The sequence below is a fragment of the Planotetraspora mira genome (assembly GCF_016863275.1).
In the GTDB taxonomy this organism is placed as follows: domain Bacteria; phylum Actinomycetota; class Actinomycetes; order Streptosporangiales; family Streptosporangiaceae; genus Planotetraspora; species Planotetraspora mira.
Map to the genome: position 1 here is coordinate 44,805 of NZ_BOOO01000030.1, position 25,840 is coordinate 70,644.

Below are 25,840 nucleotides of genomic sequence, written 5' to 3' on the forward strand. Positions count from 1 at the left end.
CTGCGGCGAGCCGTCAGGCTCGGCCGAGCCCCGCGCCCTCGCGAGCGTCCCTGAGCGCGCGGATCGCCGTCCAGGCCGCCTCCGCCGCCTGCTGCTCGGCCTCTTTCTTGCTGCGGCCCGCGCCCGTGCCGTACTGCTGGCCGCCGACGCGCACCGCCGCCACGAACGACTTGGCGTGGTCGGGCCCGCTCTCGTCGACGTGGTACTCCGGGACGCCGAGCATCTCGGCGGCGGTCAGCTCCTGCAGCGAGGTCTTCCAGTCGAGGCCCGCGCCCAGCGACGCCGACCGCGTGATCAGCGGGTCGAACAGCAGGTGGACGACGCGGAACGCCTCGTCCAGGCCCTTGTCGACGTAGACCGTGCCGATCAGGGCCTCCAGGGTGTCGGCCAGGATCGACGACTTGTCACGCCCGCCGGTGCCCTCCTCCCCCCGCCCGAGGCGAAGGTACTTGCCGAGACCGAGGGTCCGCGCCACGTCGGCGAGGGCCCGCATGTTCACGACGGCGGCGCGCAGCTTCGCGAGCTGCCCTTCCGGCAGGTCGGGGTGGCCCCGGTAGAGGGTGTCGGTGACCACCAGGCCCAGCACCGAGTCGCCGAGGAACTCCAGGCGCTCGTTGGTGGGCAGGCCGCCGTTCTCGTAGGCGTAGGAGCGGTGGGTCAGCGCCCGCTCGAGGATCGGGGTGCTGAGCCGCACCTCGATGACCTGGTAAAGCTCTTCCCTGGCGACCTCTACGGCCACCGGTTTTCCCGATGCTGAAGCCACTTCTCTCCTCCTGACTCATGCATGGCAAGGCCGAGCACGGAGGCAGATGGGATCGATGTGAGGCCCGAAGGCGTGGTGGACGCCGGGCCACCGAAGTCGGGGGCCCCGGCGTCCACCACGGCCGCGGGCACGTTAATGCCGGTCTTTCGCTCCAACCGCCACCGCACGCGCCTCTAAGCAAGGTAACGCCGGCCGGGTCGTTTGACGATCCGGCCGGCGTTCCGATCCGCTCAGAGCGCGATCAGGCCGACGGCTCGATGACCTGACGGCGGTTGTAGGTGCCACATGTGGGGCACGCCACGTGCGGGCGCTTCGGTGAACGGCACTGGGGGCAGCTCACGAGTGACACCGCGGCGGCCTTCCACTGGGCCCTGCGGGAGCGGGTGTTGCTCCGCGACATCTTCCGCTTGGGGACGGCCACGTCAACCCTCCTGATCGTCTTTGTTGTCCACAACCAAACCCTGCAGCGACGCCCAGCGTGAATCGAGTTTCTCGTGACCGTGGTCAGGGCCGGCCTCCGCCAGCTTGACCCCGCACTCTGTGCAGAGTCCGGCGCAGTCATCACTGCAGACCGGGCTCAGCGGCAGTGCGAGCACCACCGCGTCACGGAATACCGGCTCGAGATCGAGCAACTCACCATCGAGGAAGAGGTCGTCCTCTCCCCCCGCGCCTCCAGGAAGCGCGTCATCCGCCGAGTAGTAGAAGAGCTCCTGAAAGTCGACCTCGATCTCCGAGGTCAACGGGTCCAGACAGCGTGAGCATTCTCCGTGGAGTGGAGCCCGCGCCGTGCCCGTGACGAGCACGCCCTCCATCACCGCCTCGAGCCGGATGTCCAGCTCGACGTCGGCGTCCTTGGGAACGCCGATCATTCCGACTGCGAGATCCACCGGCGCCGGGAGAACGGGGGTCATCTTGCGCATCGACCCCGGTCGTCGTCCCAGATCATGGGTGGAGATCACCCAAGGGGCTCGGGGGTCGAGGGTGCGCTGAGTCATCCTGCTCTCGTTTAGGCATGGCGAACAACCGCCGTCGTGCAAGGCTGAAAGGAAAGGATACCAGCCCGGCGTCAACCTCTGAGCCGCTCGACGAGCAGCTCCTTCACCAGGTCGGGGACCAGGCCGGAGACGTCGCCGCCGTAGCGGGCGATCTCCTTCAGCCTGCTCGACGACAGGAACGAGTACTCCGGGTTCGTCGACATGAAGAGCGTCTCCACGCCCGACATGCGGTAGTTCAGCTGGGCCATCTGCAACTCGTAGTCGAAGTCGCTGATCGCCCGCAGTCCCTTGACGATCACCGGGATGCCCTGCTGCTTGCAGAAGTCGACCAGAAGCCCGTGGAACTTCTCCACACGGACGTTGCCGTACTCCTTGGTCACCGTGGTGAGCATCTCGATGCGCTCGTCCACCGTGAACAGGCTCTTCTTCTCCACATTGATGAGCACGGCGACGACGAGCTCGTCGTAGAGCCGTGACGTCCGGCCGATGATGTCCAGATGTCCGTTGGTCACAGGGTCGAACGACCCCGGACAGACGACGCGACGCAAAGGCGCACCCCCACGGTTTACGGGTTCCCGGCGGCGCGACCGTACCAAACGGACGCTTCGCCGTACCGACGGACCCTGTCTTCTTCGAACCCACGCGGCCACACCAGGTCCTTCCCCCTGGACTCCCGCTCCACCGCCACAAGGGCGTCCTCCGCCAGCCAGCCGTTGTCCCTGAGCGCCTCCAGCACCCTGACGACCGCCTCGTCCGTGACGGCGTAGGGCGGATCGGCGAAGACGAAGTCGTACGGCTCCTGGCACGGGCGGCCCACCACCCGCTCGGCCTTCTCCGGCGCGAGCACGGCGCCCGGCAGGCCGAGGGAGGCGATGTTCTCCTTGATCGTCCGTACGGCTCTCGCGTCCGACTCGACGAGCAGCGCGTGCGCGGCCCCCCTGCTGAGCGCCTCGAGACCGACGGCCCCGGACCCGGCGTAGAGATCGACCACCCGCAGCCCCCCGAGCGAGCCGAACACCGACCCGACCGTGGCGAACAGGCCTTCCCTGGCCCGGTCGCTGGTGGGCCTGGTCGAACCACCTGGGGGAACGGCGAGCCTGCGGCCTCCGGCGGTCCCTGCGATCACCCGCGTCATCCGTTCATTGTCCCGTCCGCCGCGGCCGTCCCGCTCCGGGGCCCGGTTCCCGCGGAGATCGTCTCAGGTCAAGAGTGGGCAAGCGGGAGCGAGGAATGAGTAAGAGCGGTATCGCGGGGCCTGTGGCATCCGCATGATGAGTTCTGCGGCCTTCAGGTGACCCAGGGGAAGGCCGGCCGACGTGATCGTGAGCCCTTCCGCGCGTCGGCGCCCTCGGCACCTGACCCGAGGGTGGGCCCAGCCGGGGACGGCATTCGGGGGGAGGCCGTCCCATGGCTGGGCCCTGGGTCATTTAAGCGCCCAGGGCCTCGGCGCGTCAGCGCCTGGAACCTATTTGCGGCCTTTCCGAGATCTTCCGCCTTTTAGCGGGTCTTGCAGGGTTCATGCCTTTTCCAGGTACTCTGCCCGCTCGTCGGCGACCATCGCGTCGAGCTCCGCTCGGAGGGCCGGATGGGCCTCCAGATCGGGATCGCCCACCAGCACGGCCATCGCCTCCGTCCGGGCGGCCTCGATCACGTCCTCGTCTCTGAGTAGCTGCAACATCTTCAGCGACGATTTGCGGCCGGACTGGGCCGCGCCGAGCACGTCGCCCTCACGGCGCTGCTCCAGGTCCACCCGCGACAGCTCGAACCCGTCCAGCGTGCCCGCCACCGCGTCCAGCCGGGCGCGTGCGGGGGTTCCCTCCGGAGCCTCGCTCACCAGCAGGCACAATCCCGGCAGGCCGCCCCGCCCGACGCGGCCGCGCAACTGGTGGAGCTGTGAGACGCCGAACCGGTCGGCGTCCATGATGATCATCACGGACGAGTTCGGGACGTCGACGCCCACCTCGATGACCGTGGTGGCCACCAGGACGTCGATCTCGCCCCGGCTGAAGGCCGTCATCACCGCGTCCTTCTCCTCAGGCGGCAGCTTGCCGTGCAGGACCCTGATCCGCAGCCCCTGCAGGGGTCCGCCGGACAGCGCCTCGGCGACGTCCAGGACCGCCAGTGGGGGCCTGCGCTCATCCTCGGAGTCGGCCTTGTCGAGATCGCCCTCGTCGCCCTCCTGGTCACCGATGCGGGGGCAGACGATGTACGCCTGCCGGCCGAGCCCGACCTCCTCGCGTACCCGCTCCCATGTGCGGTCCAGGAATCGCGGCTTCTCGGCCGCGGGCACGACGTGCGTCGAGATCGGCGCGCGGCCCGAGGGCAGCTGGGTGAGGGTGGAGACCTCCAGATCGCCGAAGACGGTCATCGCGACCGTCCGGGGAATGGGGGTCGCGGTCATCACCAGGACGTGCGGCCGGCCGCCGCCGCCCTTCTCGCGCAGGGCGTCGCGCTGCTCCACCCCGAAACGGTGCTGCTCGTCCACCACGACCAGGCCGAGATCGGCGAACTGGACATGCTCCTGGAGCAGGGCGTGGGTCCCCACCACGATCCCGGCGCTGCCGGAGGCGGCGTCGAGCAGCGCGCTCCTGCGCGCGGCGGCGCCCAGCGAGCCGGTCAGCAGGGCGACCGCCGTGCCGCCGAACATGCCTCCGGTGGCGAGGTCGCCCAGCATCTTCACGATCGACCTGTGGTGCTGCTGGGCGAGCACCTCGGTGGGGGCGAGCAGCGCGGCCTGACCGCCGGAGTCGACGACCTGCAGCATGGCCCGCAGCGCCACCACGGTCTTGCCGGCGCCCACCTCCCCCTGGAGGAGCCGGTGCATGGGGTGCTCCAGGGCGAGGTCCGCGGCGATCTCCTCACCGACCGCCAACTGGCCCTCGGTCAGCTGGAACGGCAGCCTCCCCTCGAAGGCCCGCAGGAGCCCGTCCTCGGCCCCCGGCCGCGGTCTGGCCGGCCAGGCGGACGCGGCGAGCCTGCGCCGCACCAGCACGGCCTGCAGGACGAAGGCCTCGTCGAACTTCAGCCGGCGCCTCGCCTTGGACACCTCCCCCATGTCGCGCGGCCGGTGGATCCGGCGCAGCGCGACGTCGAGGGCGGACAGTTCGTGCCGCTCGCGCACCTCGGCCGGCAGCGGATCCTCGAGGCTCAGCACGTCGATCACGGTGCGGACGGCCCGGCGGATCTTCCAGGTGGCCAGCCCCTGTGCCGAGGGATAGATCGGCACGGGCGCGGTCGCGAACTCCTCCACCGTCTCCGGCGTCTCGTCGAACGACTCGTAGTCGGGGTGGGCGAGCGACACCCGCCGCGTCTTCCCGGTCGCGAAGATGTTGACCTTGCCGGAGAACATGGCCTCGGTGCCCGGCGTCAGCCGCTGCTCCGCGACGTACGCCCCTTTGCCGAAGAACGCGAGGTGCAGCTTGTCCCTGCCGTCGGTGACCTGGACGTCGAGCCAGGTGCCCTGCCGGTTCTTCATCGGGCGGCGCATCGCCGCCGACACCTTGCCGACGACCGTCGCGTGCTCGTCGTGTTCGAGCGAGGCGATCGGGGTCAGCTCGCCGCGCTGCGCGTAGCGCCTCGGGTAGTGCCGCAGCAGCTCACCGACCGTGGCTATGCCCAGCGCGCTCTCCAGCGGAGCGGCCGTCTTGTCACCAAGGGCCTTCTTCAGCGGCTCGTCGAACCTTGTCACGGCATCAGTTTCTACCCCGGATCACCGACAATGCGGGTCACTCGACACCGATGAGGATCGGATAACCGCCCTGACCGCCCTCCAGGACGGTCACCTCGATGTCCGGCCGCGTGCCCTCAAGATGGCCCTGTACGGCCCGCAGGACCTCTCCTGGGGCGTCCGCGCCCGTCACGAGCGTCACGAGCTCACTCCCCCCGGACAGCAGGCGACGGGTCACCTCCACGGCCGTGTCGGCGAGAGCCGTACCGATGAGAGCGGCTTCGCCGTCGACGACGCCGAGCACGTCGGCGGGGCCGCAGATCCCCGCACTGGTCATCACCTCACGGTCGGCGACCCAGACGTGACCGTGGCGGGTGTGGCCCGCCGCGTCGGTCATCGCGACGACGTCGTCGTCGAAGCGGCGCAGCGGGTCGTGCACGGCGAGGGCCGCGAGCCCCTGGACCGACGCCTTCGTCGGCAGCACGCTGACCGTGACGCCCTCCTCGCGCGCGACCTCCGCCGCAGCCGCCGCGACGGCCTGGACGCCGCCGTCGTTGGGCAGGACCACGACCTCGGTCCCGGCCTCCCTGATGGCCTGCAGGACGGCCGCGAGCGACGGCGTCGAGCCGGGATCCCGCCGCACGACGACGGCCCCCGCCTGGCGGAACAGCGCGGTGAGGCCGTCGCCGGCCGCGACCGCGACCACGCCCCGCCCGTGGCTCGGTTCGTGCGTGCGCCCGCCGAGGTAGGTGACGCGGATGCGATGCGGACGGCCCACGCCCAGCGCGGCCTCGATCGCGGCGCCCGCGTCGTCCACATGGACGTGGACGTTCCACAGGCCGTCGCCTCCGACGATCACCAGGGAGTCGCCCAGGGCGTCGAGCCCGGTCCTGAGCCGGTCGACGTCGGCCTGCTCGGCGTCGAGGAGGTACATGACCTCGTAGCCCGCCCCCGCCCCCGCGTCCGCCTCGGCGGTGATCTTCTCGGTCGGGGCCGGGACCTCGTGCCTGTCGCTGTAGGCCTCGGAGACGACCTCCGCCAGGCTCTCCAGGATGATCGCCAGCCCGGCGCCTCCCGCGTCCACCACCCCGTTGCGGGCCAGCACGTCGAGCTGCCCCGTGGTCCGGCGCAGAGCCTTGCGCGCCTCCTCGGCCGCCCGCCTCGCGACCTCGGCGAGGTCGTCTGGGGCGTCCCGTACGGCGCCCGCCACCGCCGACAGGACGCTGAGCAGAGTGCCCTCGACGGGACGGACGACCGCGGCCCTGGCCAGCTCCGCCGCCTTGACCAGGCCGTCGCGGAGATCGGCTCCGCGGCCCTCGGCCTGCCTGAGGACCTCGGCCATGCCCCTGATGGCCTGGCTGACGATCACGCCCGAGTTGCCCCTCGCGCCCAGCAGCGCGCCGCGGGCGAGCGTCTGCCAGGTGGTGTCGCTGCCCGCGTCGCGGGGCAGGCCGTCCAGCGCCTCGGCGGCGGAAAGCAGTGTCAGGTGCAGGTTGGTCCCGGTGTCACCATCGGGAACGGGGAACACATTGAGGGCGTCGATCTCCGCCCTGGCCTTGCCGAGGGCGTCCGCGCAGTGCCGGAGCCAGCGCCGCACGGCCGGGGGGTCGAGCACGTCCAGCATCTCTGCCGTCCTTCCTTCCAGACGCGGCGCTCCCCCAATGCGCTACCGTTGGCGGATACGAGATTATCCCCGTTCGCCGGGATCTCCGTTTGGTGTGCAGCGGCTGACATCGGATATCCTCGTCTGGCCAGCCGGTTGTCCCGGCATTGCTCGGATGGGCCGCTCGACGCGGACCGGGCCGATCGACTGATTTGAAGGAGCGATTTACCGTGGCTTCCGTCTGCGACATCTGCGCCAAGAAGCCGATCTTCGGCAACAACGTCTCCCACTCGCACCGCCGTACTCGCCGCCGCTGGAACCCGAACATCCAGACTGTGCGCGCGGTGGTCGACGGGACGCCGAAGCGGCTGAACGTGTGCACCTCCTGCATCAAGGCAGGCAAGGTCACTCGCTGACCCCCAGAGGTTCCGCCGAGCCCGTCACCGCCCGGTGGCGGGCTTTCGCGTTGTGCGCCGTTTTATAGGCCATTTCGGTAACCGGGGCGCCACAGGGCGAAGGCGTGATTAGCATCCGAACCGTGATCACTCGGATAAGCGTTCACGCGACCAGGGGCCAGAAGATCGCCGCCTCGGTCTTCGGGATCATCTTCCTCGGCATCCTCGCAGGCGTCGTCGGCATCGGCGCCCTCGTGTTCTCCGCCTTCGGGGCGGTCGACGCGGAGACCGGCTTCACGGATTCGATCGAGCCCGACAGCGGCGGCGTCCTCTACGGCGGGGCCGTCGTGTTCGCGGCCTTCTTCGCGCTGATCGCGATGGTCGCCGCTGTGGCCGTGGTCATATTCCTGCTGCAGACCTTCCGCGGCCGCGCCACGCTGTCGGGAACGACGCTCGAGCTCACGGGAGCGCTCTCCACCCGCCGTGCCGATCTGGCGAGCGCGCCGGTGCGGATCGACTCGGTCCCCGAGTACGTCCGCGGCGCGGACGACCAGGTGATGTCCACCGGCCGCAGGATCCCCCGGCTGATCGCCGGGAGTACCTCAGGCGGGCTGTTGCGGCTGCGGCTGCACGGCAGAGACCGGGGGCTCCTGCCCCCGGACGAACTGAACGCCCTGGCCGACGCGATCGAGTCGGGCACGCGCCCGGAGCCCGACGCGACCTATGCCGCCCAGGCCGCCGCGATCCTCCGCCGCCTCGCGAGCGATCCGATCGCCCGCCTGACCTGAGCCCGGGTCAGGACCTCCAGCGCCAGCCGTGGTCGACCGGGCCGATGCCCGCCCCGAGAGGGAACCCACGCGCGATCGCCCCTGTGACGTACTCCTTGGCCTGCCGTACCGCACCGGGGACGTCCTCTCCCAGCGCCAGGTAGGAGGCGATGGCGGAGGCGAGCGTGCAGCCGGTGCCGTGGGTGTGCCGGTTGTCGTGCCGTTCCGCGGTGAAGCGGAAGCTCCGGGATCCGTCGGTGAGCAGGTCGACGGGCTCGCCGGGCAGATGCCCGCCCTTGATCAGCGCCCAGGTCGGCCCCAGCGCCAGCACGGCCTCGGCCGCCCGGGGCAGATCACCCTCGTCCTCGACCTTGACGCCCGTGAGCTGCGCGACCTCCCACAGGTTCGGGGTCACGACGGTCGCGACGGGGAGCAGCCGGGTCTTCACCGTGCCCACGGCCTCGGGCGCGAGGAGGGAGTCGCCGTGCTTGGAGACGCCGACCGGGTCCACCACGACGGGCGCGGCGACGCCGGAGAGCACGTCGGCGACGGTCTCCACGAGCGCCGGGGAGGCCAGCATGCCGGTCTTGATCGCCTGGGTGCCGATGTCCCCGAGAACGGAGTCGAGCTGAGCCCGTACCGCCTCGGGGGGGAGCTCCCAGTAACCCTGGACACCCAGCGAGTTCTGGGCCGTCACGGCGGCGATCACGCTCATCCCGTGGACGCCCAGGGCCAGCATCGTCTTGAGGTCGGCCTGGATTCCGGCGCCCCCGCCGGAGTCCGAGCCCGCGATCGTCAGCACACGTGGAGGGGTGGTGGTCATGCCCCCATCAAACCAGGACCGATGGGGATCGCCCGCGTCACGGTCACCGGCTGGAGACGGTGCACTCACCTCCGGCGAGGGAGCATCCGCCGGGTGACCGGAACGAGCCGTACCCGAAGATCGTCACCGTGATGTCACGTCCGCTCCGCAGCGGCCGGCTGGAGACGATCGTGCTCCCCTGCGTTTTCACGCCTCCCTGGTTCGAGTACGCCCCCGCGATCTTGGCCCCGAGGGGGAGGTCGACGGCCCAGGAGTCGAGGTCGGCGGCCTCGTTGTGCACCGTGACCTCTGCCCGGTAGCCCCGAGAGAAGAGCTCGACGCTCACGCGCACCCGGTTCGGGGCGGCCGGCTGGGTGGTCGCCGGCACGGACGCTCCGCCATCGGGAGAGGGAGGAGGAGGCGCGGCGCCGAGCACCGGCGAGGACGCGCTCGGCGTCGTCCCGGCGGGGGTCTGCGTGACGGCACGGGTCGGCGAGTTGCCGGGCTCGGGAACCGCGGTGGTACCCGGAGTGGCCGAGGTGGTCGTGCTGGTGGCAGGGCTGGGTGTGACGCCGGGCGTGGCGCTGTGCGAGACGAGGGGCGTCTGTCCAGCGGAGATCGTGGGAGCGGGGGATGCCGGGCCGTCGCTGGTCTGACGACCGTCCGTGGGGACGGTGTCCGCCGCCTGCTCGGCGCTGCACTGGTTGGGCGCGGCACAACTCGCACCCGACGGCTGGACGGTGAGCTCGGTGCGCCCCGACAACACCCGCACGCCACCGACGATCAGACCCAGGGTCAGCACGACCGAGACGCCCGACACGAGAGCCAGCCTTCGCAGCCCCTTCGAGGGCACGTCGCCCAGTGCGGCGTCACCGCTCAGCCCGGGGCTCCGCCGGGTCTCCTCACCCTCCTGCCGGCCCTCCGTCAGACCGCCGGACCGGATGGCCGCGTCCGTCCCTTCGCCCGGTAAGGGCGGGTGTTCCGCTCCGCCCTGATGTTCTGCCGCGTGGCGACCCATGAGGGTCCTTTCCTGTTGGTGACCGCCTTACTTAATAACAGAGCTAATTAATCCTTGTCACAAAATTCCCCTCATTCTCGGAAGTGATCCCAGCCACCCGAGGCCTCGGCACGCCCGCTGACCTCTGCCTTCGCTTCCCCATCCGCGACGGACACCTGCCCGACGACACGCCAGGAAGGGGGGAGCGGGGCGTCCCGGGGAAAGGTCGCGGCGAGCGCGTGGTCGTCGCCCCCGGTGAGGACCCACTCCAGAGGATCGGCGCCCAGTTCGGCGGCGAGCCGGGCCATCGCCTCGGGCACGGGCAGCGCGCCGGGGTCGAGGACGATCCGCACACCGCTGGCGGTCGCCACGTGGCCGAGATCCTGCAGCAAACCGTCGCTGACGTCGAGCATGGCCGTGGCGCCGAGCCCGGCCGCCTCCGGCCCGCACGCGTACGGCGGGGCCGGCCGGCGGTGGGCCGCCACGAACTCGTCCGCGATCTCCGCAGATCCGGCCTCGGCGCTTCTCTGCTCCGCCGAGAGGTAGGCGAGGCCGGCGGCGGCGTATCCCAACCGGCCCGCGACCGCGACCACGTCGCCCGGCCGCGCGCCCGACCGGGTCACCGGCGTCCGCCCGCCGAGATCGCCGAGGGCGGTCACCCCGATCACCACGGTGTCCGAGCGCGCGATGTCTCCCCCGGCGACCGTGGCCCCGACCAGAGCGCATTCGTCCCGGAAGCCGTCGGTCAGGGCGTCCAGCCACTCGGCCGACGCCTCGCCGGGCAACCCCAGGCCGACCACGATCGCCGTGGGATTCGCCCCCATGGCAACGATGTCGGAAAGATTCTGTGCTGCGGCTTTTCTACCTATGTCGTACCCACTGGACCAATCGCGACGGAAGTGCCTACCCTCAATCAGGAGATCGGTACTCACCACGACCCGTCCATCAGGTGCCTCCAGGATCGCGGCGTCGTCGCCGGGGCCCAGGATCACCCCCGAGCCTTGGGGCAGGCGTCCCGAAATTCGCCTGATCACACCGAATTCACCGAGATCTCCGACTCTGATGACACACCCCTTGTGCATTCGAGGTACGGTTACGCTCCGGCACTGATCTCTATCCGGAGGACGTGATGGTGCAGGCCTACATCCTTATCCAGACCGAGGTCGGCAAGGCCGCCGATGTGGCCGGGCAGATCGCGTCGATCGTGGGCGTCACGCAGGCCGAGGATGTCACCGGCCCCTATGACGTGATCGTCCGGGCCGAGGCCCGGGACGTGGACGAACTCGGCAAGCTCGTCGTGGCCCAGATTCAGGCGGTGGCGGGCATCACACGTACGCTTACGTGTCCGATAGTCCACATTTAGCCCGGTCCGGCGGGCCTCGACAACCGCCGGACAGCCGATCTGGAAGACCATGCCAAGACCAGCCCTGCCCGCTGGGGCGGCGGCCGCACTCGCGGCTCTGACCGTCCTGGCCGGATGTTCCGGTGTCGTGCGCGTCGACCCGCCCACGCCCACGGGCACCGCCGCGGCCGCGTGCGAGAAGCTCGCCGCCGCGCTTCCCCGCAAGCTCGACGGGCTCGACCGCGTCGCGTCCGAGCCCGCCTCGCCGTACGTCGTGGTCTGGGGCGAGGGCGAGATCGCCCTGCGCTGCGGCGTCGACCGGCCCGCCGCGATGGACGCCACCGCCGACGTGTCGGACGTCAACGGCATCGGCTGGTTCAACGATCCGCAGCGGCCGGCGCTGTACACCGCCGTCAACCGCGAGGCGTACGTCGAGGTGACGATCTCCCCCCAGCACAAGCCCGCTGAGGTCCAGGTCGACCTCGCCGGACCCATCAAGGCCGCCATCCCTCAGTGAGTCAGCGCAGCCCGGCCGGCCTGTTGTAGGCGAGCTGGATCAGCCGGTCGACGAGATCGGCGTACGGCAGGCCGCTCGCGGCCCACAACTGCGGGGCGACCGAGAGGGACGTGAAGCCGGGCATGGTGTTGATCTCGTTCAGCACGAGCTCGCCCGACGGCGTGTAGAAGAAGTCGACCCGGGACAGTCCCTCGCATCCGAGCGACTCGAAGGCCTGTACGGCCATGGCCCGCAGCGCCTCGATCGTCTCCTCCGGGATGTCGGCGGGCACGTCGAGCGCCATCTGGTCGGGGTAGTACTTGGCCTCGAAGTCGAAGAACTCGTGCTCGCCCCTGACCAGGACCTCACCGGGGATGCTCGCCTCCGCGGGCGCGTCGCCGAGGGACTCCAGCACGGCGCACTCGATCTCACGGCCGACGATGGCGGCCTCGACCAGCACCTTGGGATCATGGGCCCGGGCGAACTCGACCGCCGCCTCGAGGGACTCGATGTCGTGGGCCTTGGAGATGCCCTGCGACGACCCGGCGCGGGCCGGCTTCACGAAAACCGGCCAGCCGAGCTCCTCGACCTCCTTGAGCACCCGCGCGCGGTCCGTCCGCCAGTCACGGTCACGGACGACGACGAACGGCCCCACGGGCAGCCCGGCCGCCCGCAGAACGAGCTTCATGTAGGCCTTGTCCATGCCGACGGCGCTGGCCAGCACGCCGGACCCCACGTAACGCACCCCGGCCATCTCCAGCAGTCCCTGGATGGTGCCGTCCTCGCCGAAGGGGCCGTGCATGACGGGGAAGACGACGTCGACCTCACCGAGAGACCGCGGGATCTGCCCCGGCTCGAGGGCGACGAGTGAGCCCGACTCGGACGGCAGCGCGAGAGCCGTACCGGACTCCTCGACGGAGGGCAGACGGCCCGCCTCGATCGCATAACTCTGGCTGCCGGAGGCCAGCACCCAGCGCCCGTCCTGGGCGATGCCGATGGGGAACACCTCGTACTTTGAGCGGTCGATCGCCTCAAGCACGCTTCCGGCGCCCATCAGGGAAACGGCGTGCTCGGAGTTGCGTCCTCCGAAGACGACCGCCACACGTATACGCGACCGTGACTCGCGAACCTCGTTCATGATGCCCGAATCTACCGTGTCTGGGGTGCAAAACGGCTTGTCAGCCGCGCGCCGGACTGGTGGAACGCAGCGTGTCGAGCGCCTGGGTGACGTCCATGATGAGGTCGTCGGCGTCCTCGAGCCCGATCGAGAACCGCACGGCTCCCGCGTCGACCCCGGAAAGCGCCTCGTCGGAACGGGCGACCGAGGCGAGGTGCATGACCTTGGTGTGGGTGCCGCCGACGGAGGAGGCGATCCCGGCGAGGCGCAGGCCGTCCGCCAGGGTCATGCCCGCCGAGTACCCGCCGTGAGGGATTACGGTCATGCACGCGCCGAACCGGGTGCCCTCGGGTCCGGAGTCGAAGACGAGCCGGGCGAGTTGGTGAGCGGGGTGGCCCGGCAGACCCGGGTAGTCGACCCGGCGCACGGCCGGGTGCTTGGCCACGGCGGCCGCGACCTCCATCGCCGTCGCGCACATCCGCCGCACGCGCAGGGTCAGCGTCTCCAGGCCCCGGTGCAGGAGGAACGCGTCGTCCGGCGAGAGCGCACCGCCCGTGGCGACACGGACCTCACGGATCTGGGCCATCAGGTCGTGGCGCCCGACCACCACGCCGCCGGTGCTGTCGTCGTGCCCGCCCAGATACTTGGTGGCCGAGTGGACGACCAGGTCAGCGCCGTGCTCGAGCGGACGGCACACGATCGGGGTGGCGGTCGAGGAGTCGACGACGAGCAGGGCCCCCGCCTCGCTGGCTATCCGGTAGAGACCACGGATGTCGGCCACCATCATCGTCGGGTGGGCCAGCGCCTCCGCGTACACGATCTTCGTCGTCGACCGCATCGCGGCGTGGACCCGCCGCAGGTCGGTGTAGTCGACGAAGTCCACGGTCACCCCGAACCGGGACAACACGTCGGTCAGCAGCGCGTACGTCCCCCCGTGCACGGGGGCGGGCGCCACGACGTGCGCCCCGGCGCGGAGGAAGCTCAGGAAGACCGTGTTGATCGCGGCCATTCCCGACGGGAAGGCCTGGCCCGACACGTCATCGGGTGCGGCGGCGCCTTCGAGGGCCGCCACCCCGGCGGCGAAGGCCGCGACGGTCGGGTTGTCGAGGCGGCTGTAGGCGAAACCCGGCATGCGGCCCGCCAGGACGTCGGCGTGCTCGCCGGACGACTCGAAACTCCACGAGGCGGTCCGCCAGACGGGAAGGCCGATCGGGACCTGACGAGGCAGCGGAGGCGAGGGCAGATGGACGGCCCGGGTGTTCTCCCCGGGCCTCTTCCGCGACCGCCTCATGGGGTTCACAGACCGTATCGCTCCGGTTTGGGAGTCCGGTTCATCAGCAGGAGCGCGGCCTCACTGGGCGTCAGACCGTCGTGGACCACTCCCACGACCACCTCGGTGATGGGCATCTCCACATCGTGCTTCCTGGCCAGCTCGAGGACCGACTCGCAGGACTTCACGCCCTCGGCCGTCTGCTTGGTCGCGGCCACGACCTCGGCCAGTGTCATGCCGCGCCCGAGGTTCTCCCCGAAGGTCCGGTTCCTGGACAGGGGCGACGTGCAGGTCGCGATCAGGTCGCCCATCCCCGCGAGACCGGCGAAGGTGTGCTGGTCGGCGCCGAGCGCCCCGCCCAGCCGGGCGATCTCGGCGAGCCCGCGGGTTATCAGCGTGGCCCGGATGTTGTCGCCGAGGCCCATGCCCGCCGCGACGCCCACGGCCAGTGCGATGACGTTCTTGACCGCGCCGCCGAGCTCGACGCCGACGACGTCGGCGTTCGTGTAGGTGCGGAACCACGGCAGGTGGCAGGCGTCCTGGAGCCTGCCGGCCACCTCCTCGTCCGTACAGGCGACGACGGCCGCGGCCGGCTGCCGCCGGGCCAGCTCGGGGACCAGGTTGGGCCCGGAGACCACCGCCACACGGCTCTCCGGCACCTCGGCGACCTCGCAGATGACCTCGCTCATCCGCTTGCCGGTGCCCACCTCGACGCCCTTCATCAGGCTGACCAGCACGGCGCCGGGCGGGATGGCGTCCTTCCACACCGCGAGGTTGCCGCGCAGCGTCTGCGCGGGGACGGCGAGGACGACGAAGTCCGCCCCGTCCATGGCCGCGACGGGATCGGTCGTGGCGCGCAGGGTCTCGGGCAGCTTCACGCCGGGAAGGTATTCGGGGTTCTCGTGCCGATCGTTGATCGCGTCGACGACCTCCGCCCGCCTCCCCCACAGGGCGGTGCTGGTGCCCGCCTCAGCGAGGATCATCGCGAACGTGGTGCCCCACGAGCCTGTACCGAAGACGACCGCCTTGCTCACTGGTCGCTCACCACTCCTCATCGCCCAGGCTCGCGGTCACGTGCCATTCCCTACCGTACGTCGTGCTCAGTCCTGTGCAGCGTTTTTCGGGTCATACGGGACTTCGGGCGCCTTCTCATCCCGGATCCCGGCGAGCAGATCGGTGACCGCCGCCATGATGTCGGCCGTCGCGTCGCGCAGGACCGATCCGCGCAGCGGCAGGCCGGCGTACTTCGACAGGTCGACCGGCGGGCCGGCGACCACGTGGAACGTCTTGCGAGGGAACAGCCGCGGCTTCTTCTCGCCGTACGGCAGGAGCTCCTGGGCACCCCAGTGGGCGATCGGGACCACCGGCACACCCGTCGCGAGGGCCAGCCGTGCCGCGCCCGTCTTGGACGCCATCGGCCACAGGTCGGGGTCGCGGGTGATCGTGCCCTCCGGGTAGAACAGGATGCAGCCGCCCGCCCTGAGCCGCTCCTCCGCGGTCTTGAGCGACTGCGTGGCCTCGGTGCTCCCGCGGTGGACCGGGATGGCCCGCAACTGGGCGACCGCGTGACCGAGCACCGGGACCTTGAAGATCCCCGACTTGGCCAAGATGATCGGCCAGCGACCGGTGTTGTAGAGGTAGTGCGAGAGCAGCACCGGGTCCGACCAGGACAGGTGGTTGGCCGCGATGATCAGGCCGCCCTTGCGCGGGATGTTCTCGCCCCCGCGCCATCTCCGCCTGACGAACAGCAGCGACAGCGGCTTCACGATCAGGACGGCGAGGAACTCCCAGAAGCGGGGCGGGCGCGCACTGCGCCTCGAAGCGGGTGTCCGAGCCTCGCCGGACGGCGACTGCTCCACCTCTCCGGTGGGCTCGCTGGGCTGGCTCACTTCTCCTCCTTCACGGCCGCGTTCGACGGCCGCTGAGTCTCCATGTGTCGCATCGCTGCGCCCCGCCACCTGGCCTCCAGGTCACGCGCGCGCGGCTCAAGTCTCCCGGCTGCGCCGCCGGAATGTCGAGGCGGGATGCTTAAGGTTATGCAGCTCCCTCGATGGTCCATCGTGGTGCCGGTCAAGACTCTCATCCGGGCCAAGACACGGCTGGCCGGTGCGGCCGGGCCGTACCGGGCCGACCTGGCCGTGGCCATCGCGAGCGACACGGTGTCGGCGGCGCTGACCTGCGCTCTCGTGGCCCGCGTCGTGGTGGTGACCGCGGACCCGGTACCGGCGGAACGGCTGGCCGCGCTCGGCGCGCATGTGGTGGACGACCCGGACACGGGGCTCAACGCCGCGTTGCGGGTGGGCGCGGCGGAAGCGGTGCGGCTCGCGCCCGGCGACGCCGTGGGAGCGCTTCAGGCGGACTTGCCGGCGTTGCGGCCGCTGGAGCTGGAACGGGTGCTGACGGCGGCTCTCGACTTCGACGAGTCCTTCGTCCCGGACGCCACCGATGTGGGGACCACCTTCTACGGTGTACGGCCCGGGATCGCGTTCCACCCGAGATTCGGGGGCGAGTCGAGAGCCAGGCACCTGTCGGGCGGAGCGAAGGAGCTGACGCTGGAGGGGATCCCCTCGGTCCGGCGGGACGTCGACACGATCGAGGACCTCGAACAAGCCCAAGCCCTCGGCCTGGGCCCCGCCACCACCCAAATCACCCCCCACATCCTCCGCCCCACCCCTCCGCCGTGATCATGCACACCTTCGTGATCACGGTGCCCGACCAGCCCAACCCTTCGGCGTGATCATGCACACATTCGTGGATGTCAGGCCTGACCTGCCGCAACCCTCTCCGTGATCATGCGCAGATTCGGGATCAACGCGTTCGACCAGCCGAAACATCGACCGTGATCATGCATGCATCCGGCGGACTGCACCCACACACTGCGGGCATCCCGTACGGCACCTGGGCGGACAACGCCGCGAGCGTGATCACGGGAGGCATGCTCCGCATGATCACGCTCGTCGTCTTCCCAGGCAGACCCACGCCCGCGCGAATCTGCGCATGATCACACATGGAGGATCAGCAGGTCGGGAGCGTCACACGCGAACCCGTGCATGATCACGGGCGATGTTTTCCCAGGTGGACCCGGGTAAATCCGAATCTGCGCATGATCACGACCGGGGTTTGGGCTGGTCGGACACCATGATCACGAACCTGTGCATGATCACGGCGGAGGGGGCGGGGGGTTACGCGGGGGTCTCCTCTCGGGCTTGTTTGGGGAGGAGGAAGGCCACCGCGTAGGTGACGATCAGCATTCCGGCCACCACCCAGAGGGTGACCTTCATGGCGTGGTCGAAGGTCGCACCGCTCGGAACGGAGCCCAGCAGATCGAAGAAGACCGTGCCGAGCAGCGCCACGCCGAAGGCGTTCCCCAACTGCTGGACGGCCGTGAGCGTGCCGGACGCCGATCCGGTCTCGTGCTGCTCCACGCCCGCCAGGACGATGTCGAAGAACGGCGCCATCAGCAGGCCCATCCCCACACCGCTGACGATCAGAGCCGGAACGAGTTGCCACGGCGTGACCTCGAGCCCGGCGGAGCTCACGGTGAACAGCACGGCGATCACACCGACGGTCATGATCAAGGTGCCGCCGTGCAGCACCTTCCGCCCGAACCTCTGCACGGCCTGGGCGAGCCCGAATCCGACGATCATGCCGGCCGACCAGGGCACCATCGTCAGTCCCGCCTTCAGCGTGGAGTAGCCGAGCCCGATCTGGGTGTACAGGTTGAAGACCAGCATGAAGCCGGCCATGCCGGAGAAGAACACCGTGCCCGTGAGAAGGCCGCCCGTGAAGGCGCGCTTGCGGAACAGGCTGGGCACGATCAGCGGGTCACCGCCCTGGCGGCTCTTGCGCGACTCGAACCAACCGAACGCCGCGAAGACGACGACCGCCGCCCCGAGCATGACGAACGTCCAGGCGGGCCAGTCGCTCTCACGCCCCTGAACCAGGGGGTAGATCACCAGGAATCCGCCGAGCGAGGCGAGGATGATTCCGGGGATGTCGAGCCTGAGCGGGTGCGGCGACCTCGACTCGGGCAGGTAGCGCATGCCGGCGAGCAGCGCGGCGGCGCCGAGGGGCAGGTTGATGAGGAAGATCATGCGCCAGCCGGTGCCGAAGTAGTCGGCCTCGACGAGCCAGCCGGCCAGAATCGGACCGCCTACGGCTGAGAGCCCCATGACCGGGCCGAACATTCCGAAGGCGGCCTGCATCTCCTTCGGCGGGAACATCTCCTTGATCATCCCCAGACCCTGAGGAAGCATCACCGCGCCGAACAGGCCCTGCATGACGCGAGCGCCGATCAGCATCTCGGGCGACTGCGCGACGGCACAGGCCAGCGACCCGAGGGTGAACCCCACGGCGCCGATCAGGAACATCCGCTTGCGCCCGAAGATGTCACCCAGCCTGCCGCCGGTGATCAGGCCCACGGCCATCGAGAGCGTGTACGCGGCGCCCAGCCACTGGATCGTCGCGGGGGTTCCTCCGAGATCGGCGCGCATGGTGGGCGCGGCGATGTTGGTGACCATGGCGTCAAGCAGGTCCATGACCTCCGCGGCGAGGATCACGAACAGAGCCGCCCAGCGCCACCTGTACGGCACGGCCTCACCGGCCGGCGCCGCGGACGCCGTCACATCGGTGGGATTGACCATCACTCCTCCTGAAACCGAAAGAACACTGTTCACAATGTGCTGAGCACTGTTCTACTATTGAACAGTGCTCAGTGACAAGTTCGGTGTTCTCACGATATATCTCAACTTGAGGAGAGACAAGATATATCTCAAAAAGAAGCGCTGTTCGCCCGCACCGAGCGCCGTTCCCTACGATGGGCGCGACAGCGGGAGGACCTCATGAGTCAGCAGGACGACGTGCCCACACCGCCGTGGGAGCGTCCGCGGAAGCGCCAGGCTCCGGCCAGGATTCCTCTGACCAGGGAGCGGATCGTCGACGCCGCGTTCGTCGTCCTCGACAGGGACGGCTTCGACAAGCTGAGCATGCGCCAGGTGGCGGCCGAGCTCGGCGTCGCCGTGTCGGCGCTGTACGTCCACGTCGACGACAAGGACGAGTTGCTCCGGCTGATGTACAACCGGCTGTTCGAGGGCGTCGATCTGCCGGAGCCCGATCCCGAGACGTGGCAGGAGCAGATCAAGGACTTCGCCCGATCAGGGCGTGAGCGCCTACTGCGTCACCGCGACATGGCCCGGATCTCTATGGCACACGTCCCCTTCACGGTGGAACTGCTCCCGCACATCGAGAAGCTGTTCGCCATCCTCAGGGCCGGCGGCCTGCCCGACAATGTGATGGCGATCGCCGGTGACCTGCTCTCGACGTACATGGACGGCTTCACCCTCGAGGAGAACATGTGGCGGGAGCGCATGAGCGACGCCTCCTGGCAGACGATCAGCACGGAGACGGAGAACTACTTCGCCTCGCTGCCGCCCGACCGCTTCCCGAACCTGGTCGCCCTCGCCGACCTGATGGTGGGCGAGACCAACGACTACCGGTTCGAGTTGGGCCTCGACATCATCGTCCGGGGGCTCGCGTCATACAGCGTGTCCCCGTCCTCCCCCGATGGGGACGAAGCCTCCTGATGTACGGCTGAGCCGTGCCGGCAGGCGGGTCATCGTGAGTAGTCTGATCATGTGCAGGCCACTGTGAAGACCTTCGACGGCGAGACCCGCTCGGGATCGGTTTTCCTCGACGACGGGACGGAGATCCCGTTCGACGCCGCCGCGTTCGACGCCGGGCCGCTGCGGCACCTGCGTTCCGGGCAGCGGGTCAACATCGTCATGACCGGCGAGCGGATCACCTACGTGACGCTTTCCACGTTCCCGCTCCCCGAGACCGGCCCCGATACGGCCTGAGCCCACGGGGAACCGGCCGCAGGAGGGCAGGCCCCGGACAAGCGGAAACGGCGCCCGGGGTTACCGGACGCCGTTTCATGGCTCTGATGATGGTTCCGCTGATTACTTCCTCTTCGAGGACGCCTTGCCCCCGGCGTTGACCTGGTCGCGGAAGTCGGCGCCAGGGCGGAACTTCGGCGCCCAGCTCTCCGCAACCTTGATCGGGTCGCCGGTCGAAGGGTTGCGCGCCGTACGGGCGGGCTTGTGCACCATCTCAAAAGCGCCGAAGCCGGTGATCGAAACCTTGTCACCACTTGCGACGGCCTGCTGGATCGCGTCGAGTACCGCGTTGACGGCCTCTGTGGCCGTCTTCCGGTCACCTACGCGGTCGATGATCGCGTCGACGAGTTCTTTTTTGTTCATTGGTTCCTCCCCCTTACGCGCTTGAAATTAGGGGACGAGGGCGCGGGACTCAATCACCGGGGGGCATGTTTCGCCTGCTCGGCGTGTCGAATGCGCCGTCCAGACAGGCGATGAAGGCGTCCGGCCGGGCGAGCCGCATGGGTTATGTCCCGATATGCCACGTCACAGATGGCGAGCACCGTCGAATCGGGCGCACCGCTTCTCCTGTGGTAAGGCTAGCGCGCCGACACGGCGCTGCGCATCACACAGTCGCCGTGCCAGCAGGCAATATACGCTCTGAAGATCGTTCAGACGGTCGTCGGCAGCCACCGCTGGCGGCCGTTCTCATACTCCGCGATGTCGTCCGCGTGACGCAGAGTGAGCCCGATGTCGTCCAGGCCCTCCATCAGGCGCCACCGCGTGTAGTCGTCGATCTCGAACTCCGCCACCAGATCGCCAAGCCGTACCTGCCGCTCGACGAGGTCGACGGTCACCTCGGCGGCCGGGTCCGCCTCGACCGCGGCCTGGACGCGCTCGACGACGTCGGCGGGGAGCACGACCGGCAGCAGGCCCATCTTCGTGGAGTTGTTCCGGAAGATGTCGCCGAACCTCGCGGAGATGACGACGCGGAAGCCGTACTGCTGGAGCGCCCAGACCGCATGCTCGCGGGAGGATCCGGTGCCGAAGTCGGGGCCGGAGACGAGGATCGAGGCGCCCTCGTAGACCGGGTCGTTCAGGACGAAGGCCGGGTCCTCGCGCCAGGCGGAGAACAGGCCGTTCTCGAAGCCCGTACGGCTGACCTGCTTGAGCCAGACGGCCGGGATGATCTGGTCGGTGTCGACGTTGCTACGGCGCAGCGGCACGGCCCGGCCGGTGTGGGTGGTGAAGGCGTCCATGAGTGTTCTCTCCTAGGAACGGGCCGGGATCAGAGGTCGGCGGGGGCGGTGAGCCGGCCGGTGACGGCGGTCGCGGCGGCGACCTGCGGCGACACCAGGTGGGTCCGTCCGCCCTTGCCCTGACGGCCCTCGAAGTTGCGGTTGGAGGTCGAGGCGCTGCGCTCCCCCGGCTTGAGCGTGTCGGGGTTCATTCCGAGACACATCGAGCAGCCCGCCTCGCGCCACTCGGCGCCGGCGGCCTTGAACACCTCGTGCAGGCCCTCCTCCTCGGCGGCCTTCTTGACCTGCATCGACCCGGGGACGATCAGCGTGCGGGTCACGACCGTGCGGCCGCGCAGGATGTCGGCCGCGGCGCGAAGGTCCTCGATCCGGCCGTTGGTGCAGGACCCGACGAAGACCGTGTCCACCTCGACGTCCCGGAGCGGTGTGCCGGCGGCCAGCCCCATGTATTCCAGCGCCCGCTCCGCGGCGGACCGCTGGACCGGGTCGGCGAAGTCCTCAGGCGACGGTACGGCGGAGCCGATCGGCACACCCTGGCCGGGGTTGGTCCCCCACGTGACGAAGGGCGTCAGCGTCGAGGCGTCGATGTGCACGACCTTGTCGAACTCGGCGTCGTCGTCGGTGCGCAGGCTCTTCCAGTACTCGACGGCCTCGTCCCACGCCGTCCCCGTGGGGGCGTGGGGCCGGCCGCGAAGGTACTCGAACGTCGTCTCGTCGGGCGCGATCATCCCCGCTCGGGCCCCGGCCTCGATCGACATGTTGCAGACCGTCATCCGGCCCTCCATGGAGAGCTTGCGCACGGCCTCGCCGCGGTACTCCACGATGTAGCCCTGGCCGCCGCCCGTGCCGATCTGGGCGATGATGGCGAGGATCAGGTCCTTGGCCGTCACGCCGACCGGCAACTGGCCGGCGACCTCGATCGCCATCGTCTTGGGCCGGTAGGCGGGCAGAGTCTGGGTGGCCAGCACGTGCTCCACCTCGGAGGTGCCGATGCCGAAGGCCAGCGCCCCGAAGGCGCCGTGCGTGGAGGTGTGGGAGTCGCCGCAGACGACCGTCATGCCGGGCTGCGTGAGACCGAACTGGGGGCCGATGATGTGCACGACGCCCTGGCCCGCGTCCCCCATGGGGTGGAGCCGGATGCCGAACTCGGCGGTGTTCTTGCGCAGGGTCTCGACCTGGGTGCGCGACACCAGGTCGGCGATGGGACCGAGCACGGTCGGGACGTTGTGGTCCTCGGTGGCGATCGTGAGGTCGGGACGGCGCACGGTCCGGCCGCTGAGACGCAGGCCGTCGAAGGCCTGCGGGCTGGTCACCTCGTGGATGAGGTGCAGGTCGATGTAGAGCACGTCGGGTTCGCCCTCTGCGCGGCGGACGACATGCTTCTCCCAGACTTTTTCAGCCAGTGTGCGGCCCATGATTGTGACGCCTCCTTGCGCTCTACCCCGGCATCTCTGATGATGAGACGGAAATATCGGGATATGGACACTGTACCCGCTGTGTTCCCGTATTGGGTTTGCATCTCGGATACCGAGACGGCAGTATCGGGGTATGGACAACTCTAGCGGGGTCGGAGTACTCGACAAGGCGGTTCTCGTACTCAACGCCCTGGAGGCGGGCCCCGCTTCCCTCGCACAGCTGGTCCAGGCGACCGGACTTGCCAGGCCCACGGCACACCGGCTCGCGGTGGCGCTGGAGCACCATCGCATCGTCTCCCGCGACACGCAGGGACGATTCGTTCTGGGACCCCGGTTGTCGGAGTTGTCCACCGCGGCGGGAGAGGACCGGCTGCTCGCGGTGGCCGGGCCCGTCCTCATCCACCTCCGCGACCTCACCGGGGAGAGCGCGCAGCTTTACCGCCGCCAGGGGGACGAGCGCGTCTGCGTCGCCGCGGCGGAGCGGGCGAGCGGCCTGCGCGACACGGTTCCCGTCGGGTCGGCGCTGCCGATGACCGCCGGATCCGCGGCGCAGATCCTCCTCGCCTGGGAGGAGCCCGACCGGCTGCACCGCGGGCTGCGGGGAGCCAAGTTCACCGCCGCCACCCTCGCGAGCGTACGCAGGAGGGGCTGGGCCCACAGCGTCGGCGAGCGCGAACAAGGCGTGGCCAGCGTCTCCGCCCCCATCCGCGGCGCCGGCGGCAAGGTGATCGCGGCCGTCTCGGTGTCAGGTCCGATCGAGCGCCTCACCCGCACGCCCGGCCGTATGCACGCCGCCCCCGTCCTCGCCGCGGCCGAGAGGATCACCGAGGCGATGCGGCGGGCTAACTGATTAGAGAGCTGCGGCTGTTGGCCCTAGGCTGGCGGGGTGACAGATCGCATCGAGGCAGCCGCCGCTGAACTGCGTCCCCTGCTCCAAGAATTCATCCTCTGGGCGCCGGCCAACGCACCGGGCAGTGACCCTGACCTCGTGGGCCCGGCCGCGCTGTGGCATCGCCTGGACGTCAAGGGCGACGCAGGGCTGTGGAAACGACAGGATCTGCGCAACCTGCTTCTGGAGCGGATGCCGCAGGCCGTCGAGGATCCCGACGCCGCCGCGGACGGCATGGTGCCGGCCCTCCGGGCGTACTTGACCTTCCTGTCCTCGACCGGCCACCTGTCGGCCGGCTCGGACACGCTGGAGGGCCTGATCGAGGAGCTCGACGAACTCGAGGACGACTTCGTCGACGCGATGGAGGACGCACTCTCCGAGCGGGACTGGGACGAGGAGGAGGACGAGCTCGACGAGGACGAGAGCCTCGGCGACTTCGAGCCCTTCGCCGACGAGATCTCCGACCTCCCCACCATCCGGTTGCGGCCCGACTCCGAGCTGGCCGGGGCCGCCCGCCAGGTCGGGCTCGTCGGCCAGGCGCGCGATCTGGCGCTGTGGGTCGGCACGGGCCGCAAGGTCGGCGAGGAGACCCTGCTCAGCGACGAGGAGGTCGCCGACGCCGTCAAGGTGCTCGGCCTGTCCGAGCCGCAGTCCCTCTGGAACATCTGGAACCTCGCCATCGATCTGGAGTTCATCGCTCCCGACGGCGAAGACACCGTGAGCGTCGACTCCGACACCGCCGCCTGGCCGTTCGAGGACGACGAGGACGCCCTGGACGTCTGGATGCTCGGTCTGCACTCGATCGACTACGGCGACCCCGAACTCGACGACGACGACCTGACACTGGCCCTTTCCGGGCTCACCCGGGCACTGCTGATCAGGGTCCTGCTCAACGGCGGCAGCCGCTCTCTCGACGAGTTGCGAGACGAGCTGGCCGAGGCCACGGCCGAGTACGACGATCTCGGCACGGACGCGTGGGCCGCCGCCGGCGACCCGCTCGCCCCCGTCATCGCCTGGCTCACGGGCTACGGAATGGTCACCGTCGAGGACAGCGATGTCACACTGACGCCGCTCGGCACCGAAGGCGTCGTGCACATGATCGATGAGGCGGACATCGAGGTGGACGCCCGTCCGGCGATCGACGCGATGACGGCCCTCGATCTGCTGTCGTTCAGCGCCGACCTGCCTGAAGAGGAGGCCGACGCCGAGTTCGCCGCCTGGATGGCCCTTCGCGACCCCGGTCGCGCGGCTTCCGAACTCCTGGCCGCCGCCGCGGAGGACGAGGCCGACGCCCTCATCCGGGTCCAGGCGGCCAGCATGGTGGGTTCCCTCGGCGAGGCCGCCGTACCGGCCTGGCGCGAGGCGCTCGAGGAGGCCTCGCTCCGGCCGTACGCCGCGACCCACCTCGCCCAACTCGACGCCGAGGACGCTCTCGAGCCCACCCAGGCGGACACGCACTGGTTGATCCTCGACATGTGGACGATCTCAGCGGGTCTCGGCCGCACCGAGTTCGTGAGCAGCCTCCACGACATCGGCACGGCGCAGACGATCATCGGCCTGCTCGACGTGATCTGGAAGGTCCCTCACCCGCACCTGGAGGAGCTGCTGGAGGCCGTGGGCGACGCCCACCCGGACCAGCAGGTGGGCAAGGCCGCCAAGCGGGCCCTGTTCAAGGCGCGGTCGGGAAAATAGCGCAGGCCGTCGTGCCGTGGGCGTAGAGCTTGCCGTCGTTCGCGCCCACGAGCCGCGCCTCCGCGGTGGCGGTCGTCCTTCCGACGTGCACGGTGTTCGCCTCACAGCGGAGGACTCCGGTGTGGGCGAACGCCGGCCTGATCATGTGGACCCCCAACTGTGTGGTGGTGTAGCCCCGGCCGGCCGGTAGCCGGGTCATCACCGCGCAGCCGAGGGCCGAGTCGAGCAGGGTGGCGTAGTAGCCGCCGTGGATCGAGCCCAGCGGGTTGTACAGGTGCTCACCGGTCTCCCCTTCGAAGATCGCCTTGCCCGGCTCCACGTGAACGAGGGTGAAGCCGAGCGTGCCGGCGATCGGCGGGGGCGGGATCTCCCCGTCGATCAGGGCGCGGAGGAAGTCCAGCCCGCTGAGCTCCCCAGTGGCCGGGGTCGGGGGAAACCAGGAATGCGTTCGCGAGTTGGCGGTCGTCGTCATGGGTCTAAGTTTGGAACCCAGGTGCC

At 69.7% G+C, this 25,840-nt stretch carries 27 protein-coding genes and 1 pseudogene; 9 read left to right on the top strand and 19 right to left on the bottom strand.

The annotated features are described in order from the left end of the window. Nucleotides 1-13: 13 nt before the first annotated feature. From rnc to fakA, 7 genes and pseudogenes are all read right to left on the bottom strand, one after another. Nucleotides 14-676 (bottom strand): annotated as a pseudogene (rnc, locus tag Pmi06nite_RS25205) (ribonuclease III); the annotation flags it as partial. 328 nt (nt 677-1,004) lie between these two features. Then, nucleotides 1,005-1,184: a 50S ribosomal protein L32 gene (gene rpmF / locus Pmi06nite_RS25210; protein ID WP_203945887.1), complete on the bottom strand. Its 180-nt coding sequence runs from the start codon at nt 1,182-1,184 to the stop codon at nt 1,005-1,007. A 1-nt stretch (nt 1,185) separates the two neighbouring features. Continuing rightward, on the bottom strand, nt 1,186-1,758 hold the full coding sequence (locus Pmi06nite_RS25215) for a YceD family protein (RefSeq protein ID WP_203955591.1): 573 nt from the start codon (nt 1,756-1,758) through the stop codon (nt 1,186-1,188). 71 nt (nt 1,759-1,829) lie between these two features. After that, nucleotides 1,830-2,306: a pantetheine-phosphate adenylyltransferase gene (gene coaD, locus Pmi06nite_RS25220; protein WP_203955592.1), complete on the bottom strand. Its 477-nt coding sequence runs from the start codon at nt 2,304-2,306 to the stop codon at nt 1,830-1,832. A gap of 17 nt (nt 2,307-2,323) precedes the next feature. Continuing rightward, the gene (rsmD, locus tag Pmi06nite_RS25225) at nt 2,324-2,893 is read right to left on the bottom strand and encodes a 16S rRNA (guanine(966)-N(2))-methyltransferase RsmD (RefSeq protein WP_203955593.1); all 570 of its coding nucleotides are present in this window, start codon (nt 2,891-2,893) and stop codon (nt 2,324-2,326) included. A 381-nt stretch (nt 2,894-3,274) separates the two neighbouring features. Then, complete coding sequence (gene recG, locus Pmi06nite_RS25230) at nt 3,275-5,446, bottom strand: ATP-dependent DNA helicase RecG (protein WP_203955594.1); 2,172 nt, start codon at nt 5,444-5,446, stop codon at nt 3,275-3,277. Between the two features lie 37 nt (nt 5,447-5,483). Next, a complete protein-coding gene (gene fakA, locus Pmi06nite_RS25235; protein WP_203955595.1) occupies nt 5,484-7,049 on the bottom strand; it encodes a DAK2 domain-containing protein in 1,566 nt (521 codons plus the stop codon). Nucleotides 7,050-7,258: 209 nt separating this feature from the next. Here fakA and rpmB point away from each other — a divergent pair, with 209 nt between their 5' ends. Both rpmB and Pmi06nite_RS25245 read left to right on the top strand, forming a co-directional pair. Further along, nucleotides 7,259-7,444 carry a 50S ribosomal protein L28 gene (gene rpmB, locus Pmi06nite_RS25240; RefSeq protein WP_203955596.1) on the top strand — a complete coding sequence of 62 codons (186 nt, stop codon included), beginning with the start codon at nt 7,259-7,261 and terminating at the stop codon, nt 7,442-7,444. Nucleotides 7,445-7,566: 122 nt separating this feature from the next. Continuing rightward, the gene (locus Pmi06nite_RS25245) at nt 7,567-8,211 is read left to right on the top strand and encodes a hypothetical protein (RefSeq protein ID WP_203955597.1); all 645 of its coding nucleotides are present in this window, start codon (nt 7,567-7,569) and stop codon (nt 8,209-8,211) included. A 7-nt stretch (nt 8,212-8,218) separates the two neighbouring features. Here Pmi06nite_RS25245 and thiD read toward each other — a convergent pair whose 3' ends face one another. The 3 genes from thiD to Pmi06nite_RS25260 all read right to left on the bottom strand — a co-directional run bounded on the left by thiD (nt 8,219) and on the right by Pmi06nite_RS25260 (nt 11,071). Next, nucleotides 8,219-9,013, bottom strand: coding sequence for a bifunctional hydroxymethylpyrimidine kinase/phosphomethylpyrimidine kinase (gene thiD / locus Pmi06nite_RS25250; RefSeq protein WP_203955598.1), 795 nt, complete (start codon nt 9,011-9,013; stop codon nt 8,219-8,221). Nucleotides 9,014-9,056: 43 nt separating this feature from the next. Continuing rightward, nucleotides 9,057-10,010 carry a hypothetical protein gene (locus tag Pmi06nite_RS25255; RefSeq protein ID WP_203955599.1) on the bottom strand — a complete coding sequence of 318 codons (954 nt, stop codon included), beginning with the start codon at nt 10,008-10,010 and terminating at the stop codon, nt 9,057-9,059. 71 nt (nt 10,011-10,081) lie between these two features. Beyond that, the gene (locus tag Pmi06nite_RS25260; RefSeq protein ID WP_203955600.1) at nt 10,082-11,071 is read right to left on the bottom strand and encodes a thiamine-phosphate kinase; all 990 of its coding nucleotides are present in this window, start codon (nt 11,069-11,071) and stop codon (nt 10,082-10,084) included. A gap of 47 nt (nt 11,072-11,118) precedes the next feature. Here Pmi06nite_RS25260 and Pmi06nite_RS25265 point away from each other — a divergent pair, with 47 nt between their 5' ends. Together Pmi06nite_RS25265 and Pmi06nite_RS25270 are read left to right on the top strand one after the other, a co-directional pair. Then, nucleotides 11,119-11,352 carry an Lrp/AsnC family transcriptional regulator gene (locus tag Pmi06nite_RS25265; RefSeq protein WP_203945897.1) on the top strand — a complete coding sequence of 78 codons (234 nt, stop codon included), beginning with the start codon at nt 11,119-11,121 and terminating at the stop codon, nt 11,350-11,352. Between the two features lie 49 nt (nt 11,353-11,401). Then, entirely contained in the window at nt 11,402-11,848 is a 447-nt protein-coding gene (locus tag Pmi06nite_RS25270) for a DUF3515 domain-containing protein (protein ID WP_203955601.1), read from the top strand. A 1-nt stretch (nt 11,849) separates the two neighbouring features. Here the strand turns inward: Pmi06nite_RS25270 and Pmi06nite_RS25275 are convergent, their stop codons facing one another. The 4 genes from Pmi06nite_RS25275 to Pmi06nite_RS25290 form a co-directional block, all read right to left on the bottom strand. Further along, entirely contained in the window at nt 11,850-12,965 is a 1,116-nt protein-coding gene (locus Pmi06nite_RS25275; RefSeq protein WP_203955602.1) for a D-alanine--D-alanine ligase family protein, read from the bottom strand. Between the two features lie 40 nt (nt 12,966-13,005). Next, complete coding sequence (locus Pmi06nite_RS25280) at nt 13,006-14,235, bottom strand: trans-sulfuration enzyme family protein (RefSeq protein WP_203955603.1); 1,230 nt, start codon at nt 14,233-14,235, stop codon at nt 13,006-13,008. Nucleotides 14,236-14,240: 5 nt separating this feature from the next. Next, nucleotides 14,241-15,248, bottom strand: coding sequence for an NAD(P)H-dependent glycerol-3-phosphate dehydrogenase (locus tag Pmi06nite_RS25285; RefSeq protein ID WP_203955604.1), 1,008 nt, complete (start codon nt 15,246-15,248; stop codon nt 14,241-14,243). Nucleotides 15,249-15,314: 66 nt separating this feature from the next. After that, on the bottom strand, nt 15,315-16,103 hold the full coding sequence (locus tag Pmi06nite_RS25290) for a lysophospholipid acyltransferase family protein (protein WP_239114194.1): 789 nt from the start codon (nt 16,101-16,103) through the stop codon (nt 15,315-15,317). Nucleotides 16,104-16,250: 147 nt separating this feature from the next. Between Pmi06nite_RS25290 and cofC the strand changes: the two genes are divergently transcribed. Further along, on the top strand, nt 16,251-16,898 hold the full coding sequence (gene cofC / locus Pmi06nite_RS25295; RefSeq protein ID WP_239114195.1) for a 2-phospho-L-lactate guanylyltransferase: 648 nt from the start codon (nt 16,251-16,253) through the stop codon (nt 16,896-16,898). Nucleotides 16,899-17,396: 498 nt separating this feature from the next. Here cofC and Pmi06nite_RS25300 read toward each other — a convergent pair whose 3' ends face one another. After that, a complete protein-coding gene (locus Pmi06nite_RS25300; protein WP_203955606.1) occupies nt 17,397-18,857 on the bottom strand; it encodes an MFS transporter in 1,461 nt (486 codons plus the stop codon). 198 nt (nt 18,858-19,055) lie between these two features. Between Pmi06nite_RS25300 and Pmi06nite_RS25305 the strand changes: the two genes are divergently transcribed. Next, entirely contained in the window at nt 19,056-19,796 is a 741-nt protein-coding gene (locus Pmi06nite_RS25305) for a TetR/AcrR family transcriptional regulator (protein WP_203955607.1), read from the top strand. Between the two features lie 51 nt (nt 19,797-19,847). After that, nucleotides 19,848-20,069: a hypothetical protein gene (locus Pmi06nite_RS25310; protein ID WP_203955608.1), complete on the top strand. Its 222-nt coding sequence runs from the start codon at nt 19,848-19,850 to the stop codon at nt 20,067-20,069. Nucleotides 20,070-20,171: 102 nt separating this feature from the next. On the opposite strand, the gene Pmi06nite_RS25315 is transcribed toward Pmi06nite_RS25310, so the two are convergent. The 3 genes from Pmi06nite_RS25315 to leuC all read right to left on the bottom strand — a co-directional run bounded on the left by Pmi06nite_RS25315 (nt 20,172) and on the right by leuC (nt 22,761). Next, on the bottom strand, nt 20,172-20,471 hold the full coding sequence (locus Pmi06nite_RS25315; RefSeq protein ID WP_203955609.1) for an HU family DNA-binding protein: 300 nt from the start codon (nt 20,469-20,471) through the stop codon (nt 20,172-20,174). A gap of 287 nt (nt 20,472-20,758) precedes the next feature. Beyond that, nucleotides 20,759-21,346, bottom strand: coding sequence for a 3-isopropylmalate dehydratase small subunit (leuD, locus tag Pmi06nite_RS25320; protein ID WP_203955610.1), 588 nt, complete (start codon nt 21,344-21,346; stop codon nt 20,759-20,761). A 29-nt stretch (nt 21,347-21,375) separates the two neighbouring features. Further along, on the bottom strand, nt 21,376-22,761 hold the full coding sequence (gene leuC / locus Pmi06nite_RS25325) for a 3-isopropylmalate dehydratase large subunit (protein WP_203955611.1): 1,386 nt from the start codon (nt 22,759-22,761) through the stop codon (nt 21,376-21,378). A gap of 133 nt (nt 22,762-22,894) precedes the next feature. Here leuC and Pmi06nite_RS25330 point away from each other — a divergent pair, with 133 nt between their 5' ends. After that, the gene (locus tag Pmi06nite_RS25330) at nt 22,895-23,611 is read left to right on the top strand and encodes an IclR family transcriptional regulator (RefSeq protein ID WP_203955612.1); all 717 of its coding nucleotides are present in this window, start codon (nt 22,895-22,897) and stop codon (nt 23,609-23,611) included. A gap of 36 nt (nt 23,612-23,647) precedes the next feature. Beyond that, nucleotides 23,648-25,342: a hypothetical protein gene (locus Pmi06nite_RS25335; RefSeq protein ID WP_203955613.1), complete on the top strand. Its 1,695-nt coding sequence runs from the start codon at nt 23,648-23,650 to the stop codon at nt 25,340-25,342. Here the strand turns inward: Pmi06nite_RS25335 and Pmi06nite_RS25340 are convergent. Then, a complete protein-coding gene (locus tag Pmi06nite_RS25340) occupies nt 25,320-25,814 on the bottom strand; it encodes a PaaI family thioesterase (RefSeq protein ID WP_203955614.1) in 495 nt (164 codons plus the stop codon). The two genes, Pmi06nite_RS25335 and Pmi06nite_RS25340, sit on opposite strands and share 23 nt — an antisense overlap. Nucleotides 25,815-25,840 lie beyond the last annotated feature (26 nt).

Coding starts and splice junctions, on each gene's coding strand:
- Pmi06nite_RS25260 (WP_203955600.1), bottom strand. CDS start 11,071: ATGCACAAGGGGTGTGTCATCAGAGTCGGAGATCTCGGTGAATTCGGT.
- Pmi06nite_RS25330 (WP_203955612.1), top strand. CDS start 22,895: ATGGACAACTCTAGCGGGGTCGGAGTACTCGACAAGGCGGTTCTCGTA.
- leuD (WP_203955610.1), bottom strand. CDS start 21,346: ATGGACGCCTTCACCACCCACACCGGCCGGGCCGTGCCGCTGCGCCGT.
- Pmi06nite_RS25255 (WP_203955599.1), bottom strand. CDS start 10,010: ATGGGTCGCCACGCGGCAGAACATCAGGGCGGAGCGGAACACCCGCCC.
- Pmi06nite_RS25265 (WP_203945897.1), top strand. CDS start 11,119: ATGGTGCAGGCCTACATCCTTATCCAGACCGAGGTCGGCAAGGCCGCC.
- Pmi06nite_RS25270 (WP_203955601.1), top strand. CDS start 11,402: ATGCCAAGACCAGCCCTGCCCGCTGGGGCGGCGGCCGCACTCGCGGCT.
- Pmi06nite_RS25215 (WP_203955591.1), bottom strand. CDS start 1,758: ATGACTCAGCGCACCCTCGACCCCCGAGCCCCTTGGGTGATCTCCACC.
- leuC (WP_203955611.1), bottom strand. CDS start 22,761: ATGGGCCGCACACTGGCTGAAAAAGTCTGGGAGAAGCATGTCGTCCGC.
- rsmD (WP_203955593.1), bottom strand. CDS start 2,893: ATGACGCGGGTGATCGCAGGGACCGCCGGAGGCCGCAGGCTCGCCGTT.
- Pmi06nite_RS25305 (WP_203955607.1), top strand. CDS start 19,056: ATGAGTCAGCAGGACGACGTGCCCACACCGCCGTGGGAGCGTCCGCGG.
- fakA (WP_203955595.1), bottom strand. CDS start 7,049: ATGCTGGACGTGCTCGACCCCCCGGCCGTGCGGCGCTGGCTCCGGCAC.
- cofC (WP_239114195.1), top strand. CDS start 16,251: ATGCAGCTCCCTCGATGGTCCATCGTGGTGCCGGTCAAGACTCTCATC.
- Pmi06nite_RS25275 (WP_203955602.1), bottom strand. CDS start 12,965: ATGAACGAGGTTCGCGAGTCACGGTCGCGTATACGTGTGGCGGTCGTC.
- Pmi06nite_RS25300 (WP_203955606.1), bottom strand. CDS start 18,857: ATGGTCAATCCCACCGATGTGACGGCGTCCGCGGCGCCGGCCGGTGAG.
- thiD (WP_203955598.1), bottom strand. CDS start 9,013: ATGACCACCACCCCTCCACGTGTGCTGACGATCGCGGGCTCGGACTCC.
- Pmi06nite_RS25340 (WP_203955614.1), bottom strand. CDS start 25,814: ATGACGACGACCGCCAACTCGCGAACGCATTCCTGGTTTCCCCCGACC.
- Pmi06nite_RS25315 (WP_203955609.1), bottom strand. CDS start 20,471: ATGAACAAAAAAGAACTCGTCGACGCGATCATCGACCGCGTAGGTGAC.
- Pmi06nite_RS25280 (WP_203955603.1), bottom strand. CDS start 14,235: ATGAGGCGGTCGCGGAAGAGGCCCGGGGAGAACACCCGGGCCGTCCAT.